The sequence below is a fragment of the Pseudomonas sp. OVF7 genome (genome assembly GCF_030644265.1).
Lineage (GTDB): Bacteria > Pseudomonadota > Gammaproteobacteria > Pseudomonadales > Pseudomonadaceae > Aquipseudomonas > Aquipseudomonas gorinensis.
Genome location: NZ_CP128996.1, coordinates 2,280,236 through 2,292,162, shown reverse-complemented (window position 1 = coordinate 2,292,162; position 11,927 = coordinate 2,280,236). Strand labels below are relative to the sequence as shown.

General features: G+C 60.9%; 6 protein-coding genes and 1 pseudogene. 1 reads left to right on the top strand and 6 read right to left on the bottom strand.

Annotation, left to right across the window (positions count from 1 at the left end):
- Positions 1–4: 4 nt before the first annotated feature.
- The 6 genes and pseudogenes from QU606_RS10480 to QU606_RS10455 all read right to left on the bottom strand — a co-directional run bounded on the left by QU606_RS10480 (position 5) and on the right by QU606_RS10455 (position 10,313).
- Positions 5–1,624, bottom strand: coding sequence for an FMN-binding glutamate synthase family protein (locus tag QU606_RS10480; RefSeq protein ID WP_024073672.1), 1,620 nt, complete (start codon positions 1,622–1,624; stop codon positions 5–7).
- Positions 1,625–1,706: 82 nt separating this feature from the next.
- Positions 1,707–3,956, bottom strand: coding sequence for a glycoside hydrolase family 3 N-terminal domain-containing protein (locus tag QU606_RS10475; RefSeq protein ID WP_193690227.1), 2,250 nt, complete (start codon positions 3,954–3,956; stop codon positions 1,707–1,709).
- 271 nt (positions 3,957–4,227) lie between these two features.
- Positions 4,228–5,625: an ATP-binding protein gene (locus tag QU606_RS10470; RefSeq protein ID WP_193690228.1), complete on the bottom strand. Its 1,398-nt coding sequence runs from the start codon at positions 5,623–5,625 to the stop codon at positions 4,228–4,230.
- Complete coding sequence (locus QU606_RS10465) at positions 5,609–7,435, bottom strand: DAHL domain-containing protein (RefSeq protein ID WP_193690229.1); 1,827 nt, start codon at positions 7,433–7,435, stop codon at positions 5,609–5,611. Before QU606_RS10465 ends, QU606_RS10470 begins: the two co-directional genes overlap by 17 nt.
- Positions 7,436–7,445: 10 nt before the next feature.
- A complete protein-coding gene (locus QU606_RS10460) occupies positions 7,446–8,366 on the bottom strand; it encodes a cytochrome-c peroxidase (protein WP_370531111.1) in 921 nt (306 codons plus the stop codon).
- A gap of 73 nt (positions 8,367–8,439) precedes the next feature.
- Positions 8,440–10,313 (bottom strand): annotated as a pseudogene (locus tag QU606_RS10455) (putative bifunctional diguanylate cyclase/phosphodiesterase).
- 253 nt (positions 10,314–10,566) lie between these two features.
- Between QU606_RS10455 and QU606_RS10450 the strand changes: the two are divergent.
- The gene (locus QU606_RS10450; RefSeq protein WP_069075346.1) at positions 10,567–11,895 is read left to right on the top strand and encodes an HD domain-containing phosphohydrolase; all 1,329 of its coding nucleotides are present in this window, start codon (positions 10,567–10,569) and stop codon (positions 11,893–11,895) included.
- The last annotated feature ends 32 nt before the right edge of the window (positions 11,896–11,927 follow it).

The following is an 11,927-nucleotide window of genomic DNA, read 5'->3' as shown; positions in this document are numbered from 1 at the left end:
CTCTTTAAGCGGCCGCCACCTCATGGGCCTCAAAACTATCCGCCCGCGCCATCTGCCACATGCGCGAATAAAACTCGCCGTTCACTTCCCCAGTCAGCAACTCCCCCGGCTTGAGGAACACATGCAACTGCGAGAACAGCTTGATCTCGGTGGCCGACATGCGTCGCACCAAGTGCTTGGCTGACAGCTGCGACGGATGGTCCAAACCCGCGGCAGCGAGCATTTCGGCGAGGGCCTTGAGGGTGTTGCGGTGGAAGTTGAATACGCGCTGGGCCTTGTCCGGTACCACCAGGGCGCGTTGGCGCAGTGGGTCCTGGGTGGCGACGCCGGTCGGGCATTTGTTGGTGTGGCAGCTTTGCGACTGAATGCAGCCGATGGCGAACATGAAGCCCCGCGCCGAGTTGGCCCAGTCAGCCCCGATGGCCAGCACGCTGGCGATATCGAATGCGCTGACGATCTTGCCGCTGGCGCCCAGCTTGATCTTGTCGCGCAGGTTCAGGCCCACCAGGGTGTTGTGTACGAACAGCAAGCCATCACGCAGCGGTACGCCGATATGGTCGGTGAACTCCACGGGCGCGGCGCCGGTGCCGCCTTCCTTGCCGTCGACCACGATAAAGTCCGGGAGGATGCCGGTCTCCAGCATGGCCTTGGCGATGCCCATGAATTCCCACGGGTGGCCCAGGCAGAACTTGAAGCCCACCGGTTTGCCGCCGGACAGTTCGCGTAACTGGGCGATGAACTGCATCAACTCGATCGGTGTGGAGAACGCGCTGTGGCGCGAGGGCGAGACGCAGTCTTCGCCCATCAGGATGCCGCGTGTCTCGGCGATCTCCTGGGTCACTTTGTGCTTGGGCAGGATACCGCCATGGCCGGGCTTGGCACCCTGGCTCATCTTGATTTCGATCATGCGCACTTGCGGGTTCTGCGCCTGTGCGGCGAAGCGTTCCGGGTCGAAGCGGCCGTCGCTGGTGCGGCAGCCGAAGTAGCCGCTGCCCAGCTCCCAGGTCAGGTCACCGCCGTTTTCACGGTGATAGGGGCTGATGCTGCCTTCGCCGGTGTCATGGGCGAAATTGCCCAGCTTGGCGCCCTGGTTGAGCGCGCGGATCGCGTTGGCGCTCAGGGAGCCGAAGCTCATCGCCGAGATGTTGAACACCGACGCGGAATAGGGCTGCGTGCATTGCGGGCCGCCGACCATCACGCGAAAGGTGCTGGGGTCGCTCAGTGGCGCCGGACGCATGGAGTGGCCGATAAACTCAAAGCCCGACTGGTACACATCGATCAGGGTGCCGAAGGGTTTGTCGGCGGTTTCATTTTTGGCCCGTGAGTAGACCAGCGAGCGCTGGGCGCGTGAGAAGGGCAGGGCGTCGCTGTCGGATTCCAGCAGGTACTGGCGGATTTCCGGGCGAATCGCCTCCACCAGGTATCGGATATTGCCCAGGATCGGGTAGTTGCGGCGCACCGCGTGGGGGCTTTGCAGCAGGTCGAACAGGCCGATCAGGCTGAGGATGCCGGTGACTATCGTGATGGGCCACAACCATTCATATTCGATAAAAGGCAGGCTGGCGAGGGTGAAAATGACGCATACGGCAAAGAAGGCGTAACGGCTTAGCAAGGACAGGCTCATACGGTTACCTTGGGTTCGGACTCTTCAGGTCGGTGCCGCATTCTGCTCCCGGAGGGAAAGCCTGGACAACCGCCAAGCGCATTCAGCGTCTGAGCTGCCTCGGGATGGCGGGGCCAAGCGCATGCAGGCGGCGGCTGTCGGTGACCTCAAAGGTGGCTTGATTGTCGGTCGTGGAACTGCCGCCGACGAATAGGGTGAATGTGCCGGCTTCGACCACGGGCAACAAGTCATCGTCGAGCAGGGCAAAGTCTTCCGGGCCAAGGGTGAACTCCACGATCCGGGCTTCGCCAGGGGCCAGGTGTACTTTGCGAAAGCCTCGCAGTCGGCGGACCGGGCGCGCCACGCTGGCGACATCATCGCGTAGATAGAGTTGGACGATTTCGTCTCCCGCCCGCTGGCCCGTATTGGTCACCGTGACACGGACGTTCAAGGACTGGGTCGAGGCGAGGCGTTTGGTGCTCAGTTGGGGGGCCGAGTAGGCGAAGGTGGTGTAGCTCAAACCAAAACCAAAGGCATACGCGGGCGTCGAGGGCAAATCCAGGTAGGTGGATTCGTACGGGTTTTGGCCTGTGGCCGGGCGCCCGCTGTTCCTGTAGCCATAGTAGATGGGGACTTGCCCCACACTGCGGGCAAAGGTGATGGGCAGCTTGCCGCTGGGGTTTACATCGCCAAACAGCACGTCGGCCACACCCTGCCCCATTTCACTGCCAAGGAACCAGGACTCCAGAATGGTCGTTGCCTGTTGGGCGCTGTTCGAGAGCGACAGCGGGCGACCGTTCATCAGGATGATCACCACGGGCTTGCCGGTTTCCAGCAGCGTTTGCACGAGCGCGTCCTGGGCGCCGGGCAGGCCAAGGTCGGCGCGACTGGCGGCTTCTCCACTCATGTCGGCGGTTTCGCCGAGTACGGCCACCACCACATCGGCCTTCTGGGCGGCCTGTTGTGCCGCTGCTATGCCTTGGGTGTCCAGGCTGGTAGGCGATGCTCCGGGGACGTAGGTCACTTGGGTGGCAGGGGAGACAGTGCGCTGTATGCCTTCCAGTATCGTCACGCTGTCATTGGCATTTCCAGCCAAGGCCCAAGCGCCCAACGTGGCGTGGGCATCCGTGGCCAGGCTGCCCACCACCAGCAACGAGTGCAGGTCCTTGGGCAAGGGGAGCAGCGCGCCTGAATTTTTCAGCAGGACGATGGATTTCTGCGCCGCCTCGCGGGCCAGGGCACGGGTTTGCGGGGTCAGGGTCTGGGCGCGTTCTCGAGCAGGGTCGCTGTAGCGATAGGGATTTTCGAACAGGCCCAGCCGCTGCTTGGCCCTGAGGATATGGCGTACGGCCTCATCCACGGTGGTCAGCGACACTTGGCCGTTGCGCACCAGGTCGGGCAGGTTTCGGCTATAGGACTGGCTGACCATGTCAATCTCGACACCGGCGTTCAATGCCTTGCGCGTGGCATCCGCTGGACTGGCCGCCACGCCATGGGGGATGAGTTCATGCACGCCCATCCAGTCGCTGACGATGATTCCGGTAAACCCCCATTGGCCGCGTAACAGACCTTTGAGGAGGGGCGCGTTGCTGTGCATGGGAACCCCCGCGAGTTCCTCGAACCCTGGCATCACGGCATCCGCGCCGGCCTCTACGGCCGCCTGGAACGGCGGCAGGTAGACCTCTTGCAAGGTGCGTTGTGACAGGTCGGCGCTGTTGTAGTCACGTCCGCCTTCGGCGGCGCCGTAAGCGACAAAATGTTTGGCGGTGGACAGCATGAAGGACGTGTTGGGGGGCCCATCGCCGTGAGTCCCTCGGACTCTTGCCACCGCCAGTGCCGAACCCAGGAACGGGTCTTCCCCGGCCCCCTCGACCACCCGCCCCCAGCGTGGGTCGCGGGTGATATCGAGCATGGGGGCAAAGGTCCAATGCAGGCCGCTGGCCGAAGCCTCCATGGCGGCTGCACGGGCAGTGCGTTGCGACAAGTCGGGGTCCCAGGCCGCCGCCTCGGCCAAGGGCACCGGGAATAGGGTGCGAAAACCGTGGATCACATCAAATGCAAACAACAGCGGGATATGCAGGCGCGAGCCTTCTACGACGCTCTGCTGCAATTGTCGGGTCCGTTCGGCACCGTAGATGCCGAGCACCGAGCCCACAGTCTGCATCGGCGGGTGGGTCAGGCTGCCCTGGTCAATCGCCGGGCCGGTGACGGTGTCCACTGTCGCCAACTGGGTGAGCTGGCCAGCTTTTTCCTCTAGCGTCATTTGCGCCAGCAGCAGTTCAACCGGGTCAGTCTGTGCCGAGGCCGATAGCGCAAGGCAGACGAGTAGCAATGCCACGAGACGAATAGCCATGACAGCCTTCCCTGGCGGACAGTGTTTTTTGAGTGTCCAACGGGTGGGCGAAGCCGTCTACTGTCAGAAATGACAGTGCGGGACGGTTTTTTGAGTGGCGTCTGCCGGCGTGGTGTGAGTGGGCGGGGCCGGCTCCTGCTGTTGCCGGTCATTGGTCTTGTGGCGGCTTGTGGTTGAGGGGCCGCCTCGATCGCGTGGCGATTTACCTAGGCTTGGTTTGCGCTTTGGCGTTATTGCAATCGATCTAAAAAAGCCGAGCTGTACGGGGCGACTAGGCTGTTTGCCGAATGGGCAGCACCACCCGGAAGGTGGTGCCTTTGCCCACTTCGCTGCTGACCGTAATAGTCCCGTGATGTTTCTTCACAATCCCATACGACAGCGAGAGCCCCAGCCCCGTCCCTTCACCCACCGGCTTGGTGGTGAAGAACGGGTCGAAAATCTTTTGCAGGGCCTGCGGGGCAATCCCGCAGCCGTTGTCCGCGATTTCCAGCCAGATGGTGTCGCCTTCCACGCCGGTGCTCAGGGTGATGGTGCCGCGCTCCGGCCCCATGGATTGGGCCGCATTGATCACCAGGTTCATCACCACCTGGTTGAGCTGCGAGGCCAGGCACTCGATGTCCGGCAAGGGCTGGTAGTGCTTGACCACATCGGCCTTGTACTTGAGTTCACTGGCGACGATGTTCAGCGTCGAGTCGATGCCTTGTTGCAGGTTGGCCCACTGCCAGGTCTGGTCGTTGTCCACCCGTGAAAAGTTTTTCAGGTCCCTGACGATCTGCACCACGCGGTTGATGCCTTCCTTGGATTCATGGATCAGGATCGGAATATCCTCCTTGAGAAAATCCAGCTCCAGGCTTTCGCGCAAAGCCTTGAGCTGATCACGCTGCTCGCCCGATTCGATCATCTCCTCAGCCTGCCGGTAAGCGCCCAGCATCTGTTGCAGTTGGCTGAAGTAGCTGTCGAGGGTATTGAGGTTGGACGAGATAAACCCCACCGGGTTATTGATCTCATGCGCGACCCCCGCCGCCAGTTGCCCAAGCGACGCCAGCTTTTCCGACTGCACCAGTTGGCTTTCCAGGTGTTTGCGTTCGTCGATTTCGATTTGCAGCGCCTCGCTGGCGTGGGTCAGCGCCTGGGTGCGCTGCACCACCAATTGTTCCAGGTGGCTGTTTTGCAGCGAGGCACGGCGGGCCATGTCCCATTTGTTGGTCAGGGTGTTGGCCATCTGCTGGACTTCGATGTTGTCGAAAGGTTTTTTCAGGATCAGCAGGCGGTCATGGGCTTGCAGCCGGGCGAGCAAATCTTCCCAGGAATAATCCGAATACGCCGTGCACACCACCACTTGCAGGCCGGGGGCGACTTTCCATAGCTCCTCGATCGTCTTGGCACCGTCCCAGCCCTGGGGCATGCGCATATCGACAAAGGCCAATGCATAGGGACGTTGCTTGGCCATGGCGGTGACGAGCAATGCCAGTCCCTCTTCGCCGCCATAGGCCGAGTCCAGCTCGAATGCCGGGGCGGCCGGTTGGGTACTGTCGCCGAACAGGGCTGACTCCATTTCATCGAGCACCTGGTTGGTCTCGATCGGCGGCGTCAGGATCTTGCGAAAATCGTCGTGGATCGACGGCGTGTCATCGATCAGCAAAATGCGCCGGTTAGGTGGTTGGTTCATGACTGACTTCCGGCCGGGTAAGAGGAATCTTCAAGGTGAATATAGCGCCTTGGCCCGGCCCATCGCTGTGGGCGCTGAGCTGGCCGTTCATTTCCAGGGCGGCCAGGGCACAGCTGTGCAAGCCGAAGCCGTGGCCTTCCTTGCGGGTGGTAAAGCCGTGGGTGAAGATCCGTGTCATGTTTTCTGCGGGTATACCTTCGCCGTCGTCCTTGACGCTGATCTGCAAGGTGTCGCCATCCACGGGCGTGACGGACAGGGTGATGCGGCGTGGCCGGTCGCTCAGGTTGGCCATGGCGTACTTGGCGTTGCTGATCAGGTTGACCATGATCAGCAACAGGCGATGTTTGTCCCCCAGGATCTGCGGCACGGCTGCGTATTCCTTGATCACCGTGACGTTATGACGGCTCAGGGCGCCTGCGTTCATGCGCAAGGCATCTTCCATCAAGGCACTGATATCCAGCGGTTCCAGCAGGCTGGATGCGCCCGCATAGGATTGCTGGGTGGAGACGATGTCCTTGATGTGGTCGACGCTCTTGCTCAGTTGTGCCAGCTCGTCCGTAAGCCCTTGCTGTTCAACGGCAATGGCGTTTACCAGTTGGTTCAGGTAGCCGGGCAACAGCTTGCCCTTTTCATCTTCGGTGAGGAAGGTGCCGAGGTCACCCTGGTGCTCGTTGATCAATTGCATGGCCTTGCCCAGGCCCTGTGCCTTGCTGCTGCGCAGTTTACGGGCAACCAGGTCGGCGGAGATGTTCACGCTGTTGAGCACGTTGCCGACGTTGTGCAGCACATTGGTCGCGATCTCGGCCATGCCGGCCTGGCGGGCATTGTCCATCAGCTCGCTCTGGGCATCCTTGAGCTGTTGAGTGCGCCGCTCGACGCGTTGTTCCAGGGTTTCGTTGGCGGCCTGCAAGGCGCGATTGACGCGGTTTATCTCGGCGACGCTGCGCAGCAGTCGAATCGCCAGGTACAGCAACAAGGCGACCAGCAGGGTCGAGAACACCAGCAGGTAGCGATGGTATTTCTGGTCGATGCGGTCGGCGGCCTGTTGATCCTGATTGAGGTGGGTGGTCAGTTCATCCAGGCGTTCGGCCACCGGGATGGCGGCGATCTGTTCGAGCAAGGTGTTGACCACCGGCTGCTCGCGCAAAATCAGTTCGATGTGATTGCTCAAAATGTCCACGGGGGCCTGGAACGCGCTGGGCAACAGTTCTTTGTTGACGTTCAGCTTGCCCAGGCCGACGAGGATGTCGGCGGCACGCTCGTCACTGGTGATCTGGGCGAACTCCATGCTGCTGAGCAGCAAGTCGTACGTGTCGGTGGCCACGCTTTGCAGTTGCAGTTTGGCGGGCCCGTTCACCTGGTTGAACTGCGCCTGGATATCGTCTTCGGCCGTCGGCAGGAAGGCCAGGGAGTTACGCAACACCGCATTGTGGGATTTGAACTGGTCGACCCGCCGGGCTTTTTCCTGGATCGCCTCCCGGTAGGCTTGTTGGCTGGCTTGCCAGGCGCGCAGGTCTTCAGGGTTGTGGTATGAGTCATGTGCTTCCAGCTCGGCCCACAGCTGGGTCATTTTTGTGAGGGGCGTCACCAGCGGGTCGTAATTGTGGGTGATGGCGATCCTGGCCTTGAGCACCTCGCTGTCCCACTGTGCGTTGAGTTGCTGCAACTGGCGGATCAGGTCGCGTGAGTGGGTGTAGGAGGCGGCCTGGTCGTTGGAGGACTTGATGTACAGAAAGACCAGTATCGAGGCCAGCAACATCGTCATGCACCCCAGGAACAATTGGCTGGCGCGGCGGCGGGAGAGGGTCATGATGGTCGGCTCATAGCGGTTTACCTGCCCATTCGCCGGTCAGTGTCTTGAGAAACTGGATGATCAGGTCTTTATCCTCCGCGGACGGGATACGGCCCAACTGGTACTTGAACATCACGTCGACGGCTTCCTCCAGGGTCTTGGCCGAGGCGTCGTGGAAATAGGGGGCCGTGACCGCGACATTGCGCAGGCTCGGCACCTTGAACACGTGACGGTCCTCTTCATCCTGGGTCAACAGGTAGCGCCCCAGGTCCGACTCGACAGGGTTGCCGCGCGCCTTGAAGTAGTCGCCCATCACACCGAACTTCTGGAACATATTGCCGCCGATGTTGATCCCCTGGTGGCAGGCAATGCAGCCGTAGTCCTTGAAGCGCTGGTAGCCGTACTTTTCCTGGATCGTCAGGATCTCGGTGTTGCCCAGCAGGTATTGGTCAAAGCGCGAATTCGGGGTGAGCAGGGTTCGCTCGTAGGTGGCCAGGGCGTTTTGTACATTGGCCGCAGTCACGCCATCGGGGTACGCGCCTTTGAACGCCGCCTGGTAGGCGGGCAGGGCGGAGAGGTTCTGCACCACGGTTTTCCAGTCGTTGCCCATTTCCACCGGGCTGATGACCACTTGTTCGATCTGCGCCTCCAGCGTGTCCACCCGGCCATTCCAGAACTGCTTGAAGTTCAGGCTGGCGTTGAACACCGTTGGGGTGTTGATCGCCACGGGCTTACCGTCGAAGCCCAGGGAGAACGGCTTGTTGTCGGCACCACCGGATTCCAGGCGATGACAGCTGGCACATGACAGGGTGTTATTGACCGACAGGCGCGGCTCGTTGAACAACTGGCGGCCCAGTTCGACCTTGGCCGGGTCGAGTTCCGGAACCGGCGGTAACGGTTTGAGCGCTTCGTCCAGCGGCGCCGCCACCAGCGGGGCTCCCGCGCCCATCCATAACGTGAGCAGGAGGCCAAGACGGTAAATTGGAACTTCGCTCAAGCGAGCACTCCTTGCAGGCACGGGGCTATTGACGGGGCATCAGCGAGTCGCAACCCACCCGCAGCAACTGGGCAAAGTCCTTCGCGGGCAGGGCCTGGCTGAACAGATACCCCTGGCCCTCTTCACATTGGAGCGCCTTGAGGACATTCAACTGTTCGATGGTTTCCACCCCTTCGGCGATGATGTTCAACTCCAGGCTCTTGCCCAGGGCGATGATAGCGCTGATCAGCTGTTTGTCCCGGCTGTTTACAGTCAAGCCGTGCACGAATGATTGATCGATCTTCAGCACATCGATGGGGAAACGGCGCAGGTAGCTGAGGCTGCAGTAACCGGTGCCGAAATCATCCAGCGCCAGGCGCACCCCCATGGCCTTGATTTTCTGCAGGGTTTCGACGGTGTCGTCGACATTCTGCATCAGCACGCTTTCGGTGATCTCCAGCTCCAGCTGGGCGGGCGGCAGGCCGGTCTGTTCGAGGATGGCGGCCAGGTTAGCGACAAAATCCCGCTGGCGGAAGTCGAGGGCCGAGATGTTCACAGAGATGCACAGGGGAAACTGGCCCATCGAGCGCCAGGCCTGTGCTTGCGTGCAGGCTTGGCGCAACACCCATTGGGTGAGGGGGATGATCAGGCCACTGTCTTCGGCAACGGGTATGAAATCGGCTGGGCCGATCCAACCCGATTGCGGTTGAAACCAGCGTAAGAGTGCCTCGGCCCCGACGATGCGGCCGGATGTCAAATCCAGCTTGGGTTGGTAGTGCAGCACAAACTCATCGCGTTCCAACGCCTGGTGCATCGCGCTTTCCAGGTCTTGCTGGTGCCGGGCGCGCAGGTTCATGTCCTCGGTATAAAACCTGAAGTCGTCCGGGCCATGTTCCTTGCTGGCGTGCATGGCGGTTTCCGCGTGCTTGATCAGCTCGACCGCCGTACCGCTGTCATTGGGATAAATGCTGATGCCCAGGCTCGCAGTGACGCTCAGGTCATGGCTCGCGATATGCCGGGTGATGTTGATCGCCTTGAGCAATTTTTGTGCGACGTGCTGGGTTTGCCGAGGGTGCTGAATATCGTTGAGCACGATGACGAACTCGTCGGAGCCATACCGGAACACCGAATCCGACTCACGCACCGCTGCCACCAGGCTTTGGCTGACATGCTTGAGCACCTCGTCACCCACGGGATAACCCAGGGCGTTGTTGATGCGCTTGAACCGGTCCAGGCCAATGAAGATGACGGCCAGTTGAGTGTCGTGACGCCTGCCGAGGGCAATGGCCTGGGTCAATCGGTCGCCCAGCAGTGTGCTGTTGGGCAACTCGGTCAGCGCGTCGTATTGCAGCAGGTGCGACACCTTCAGCAGTTCCTGCACCCGTTCTTCAATGGTGCGCTCCAGGCCAATGACCTTGAGTGCGACGTCCTGGGCGAGCTGCCATTTCCAGGTGAGAGCGCTGGCCATCTGGCGTATTTCCAGGTGGTCGAACGGCTTTTTCAGGATCAACAGTTGGTCGTTGTACTTCAACCGCGCTTCGATCGCTTCAAAGGAATAGTCGGAATAAGCCGTACACAGGGCAATTTGCAGGTGGGGGTCGACGTTCCACAGTTGTTCAATGGTTTGCAGGCCATCCCAGCCAGGCGGCATGCGCATGTCGATGAACACCATGGCATACGGGGCGTCGGCGCCAGGGCTTGGTTGACCAGGGCAAGCGCCTCCTGGCCCTGGTAGGCGGAGTCCAGCTCGAAGGCCTGGCGCAGCACTGGCGCGGTGCCGAACAGGGTTTCCTCGAGGCTGTCCATGGACGGCTCGCCGTTTGGATCGGCACACAGGATCTTGCGGAAGTCCTCATGGATCGAGGCCGAGTCATCGACGATCAGAATGCGACGGTTGGCCCGTCCTGAATCCGGGCTCATGGCGCACTCCCCAACTGCAAACGACTCGACGACATAACGACCCCTTCCCTGAGACTACGTTTAAGCACAGTGTTGGCCTTCGGTGACAGCATAGTCGAGCGCGCTTGAATTTGATGGCCAGTTGGCGTCAAATCACCCCGGTTCCTGCTGCACGATAGGCAACGCCAGTCGACCTGGCTTCCGGTGACGGGTCAAGGTGTGACATAAGGGTTCAAGTTCGCTCAATTTTGTTTTATTCGAAGGCAGAGTCGCCATGGACGCACAACTCGCTACGACATCGCCCTATAAACCCACCATTCTGCTGGTTGACGACGAAGAATCGATCCTCAACAGCCTGCGTCGCCTCCTGCGCGGTCAACCCTACGAGGTCATGCTGGCAACCAGCGGCGCCCAGGCCCTGGACATCATGGCGGCCCATCCCATCGACCTGGTGATGAGCGATGCACGCATGCCGGGCATGAATGGGGCCGAGCTGCTGGCCAGGGTCCATCAGTTGTACCCGTCGACCGGTCGCATCCTGCTGACGGGCTACGCTGACCTGCCGACCATCGTCAAGGCGATTAACGATGGGCAGATCGATCGCTATATCAGCAAGCCCTGGAATGACGATGAGTTGCAGTTGACCCTGCGCCAGTGCGTTGAGCACCAGCGCCTGGAGCGCCTGACCCGCGACCAGAACGAGCAATTGAAAGTGCTCAATGCCACCCTGGAAAAACGCGTGGCGGCGCGCACCGCCGAGTTGCAACAGACCGCCGACATGCTCGACCTGGCCTACGACGAGCTCAAGCGCAGCTATGTGACCGGCACCGAGGTGTTTTCGCTGTTGGCCAACCTGCGCTTACCCAAGCAGAAGCAGACCAATCGCCAGTTGATCGAATTGATCCGGGTGTATTGCAGGGCCCAGGCGATCGACGAAGCCAGTGCCCGCGACCTGGCCATGGCCGCCGCGCTCTACAACATTGGCAAGTTGAGCTGGAGCGACAGCATGATGGTCGCGCCATCGGACATGCTGCACAGTACCGATCGCGAGCGTTATCGGGCCTATCCGACCCAGAGCGAGTCGTTGCTGATGACCCTGGAGCCGATGAAGGACGCGGCACGCTTGATCCGCCATCACCAGGAGCGTTGGGACGGCACGGGTTTCCCCGACCACCTCAAGGGCGAGCAGATCCCCTCGGGGTCGCGGTTGTTGAAACTGGCCGTCGACTTTATCGAGTTACAAAAGGGCTTGATCCTCGAGCGGCAGATGAACAGCGATGAAGCGCTGCTCTTTATTCGCAAATATGCCGGCAAACTCTACGACCCGGACATGCTGGAGGACTTTATCCACGCGTGCGCTGCCTTCCTCAGCGACGTGACGTTGGGCGACCCGAGCGTGAAGGCGCTGACCACCCGCGAACTGACCGAAGGCATGGTGCTGGCGCGCAATCTCAATGCCGATAACGGCATGTTGCTGCTCAACGCCGGCAAGGTGTTGAACCTGCCGCTGGTGGACAAGCTGATTGCGTTTGAAGCGATGGAAGGGGCCAAGTACACCGTGTTTATCAAAGACCCTGAAGAAGGTGCGCTGCTTTCCGATTGAGGCGCTTTCTGTGATCCTTGCGGCCCTTTCAT

Bases quoted from the DNA above. Each gene is read 5' to 3' on its own strand.
- QU606_RS10465 (WP_193690229.1), bottom strand. From the start codon at position 7,435: ATGACCCTCTCCCGCCGCCGCGCCAGCCAATTGTTCCTGGGGTGCATG.
- QU606_RS10460 (WP_370531111.1), bottom strand. From the start codon at position 8,366: ATGGGCGCGGGAGCCCCGCTGGTGGCGGCGCCGCTGGACGAAGCGCTC.
- QU606_RS10475 (WP_193690227.1), bottom strand. From the start codon at position 3,956: ATGGCTATTCGTCTCGTGGCATTGCTACTCGTCTGCCTTGCGCTATCG.
- QU606_RS10470 (WP_193690228.1), bottom strand. From the start codon at position 5,625: ATGAACCAACCACCTAACCGGCGCATTTTGCTGATCGATGACACGCCG.
- QU606_RS10480 (WP_024073672.1), bottom strand. From the start codon at position 1,624: ATGAGCCTGTCCTTGCTAAGCCGTTACGCCTTCTTTGCCGTATGCGTC.
- QU606_RS10450 (WP_069075346.1), top strand. From the start codon at position 10,567: ATGGACGCACAACTCGCTACGACATCGCCCTATAAACCCACCATTCTG.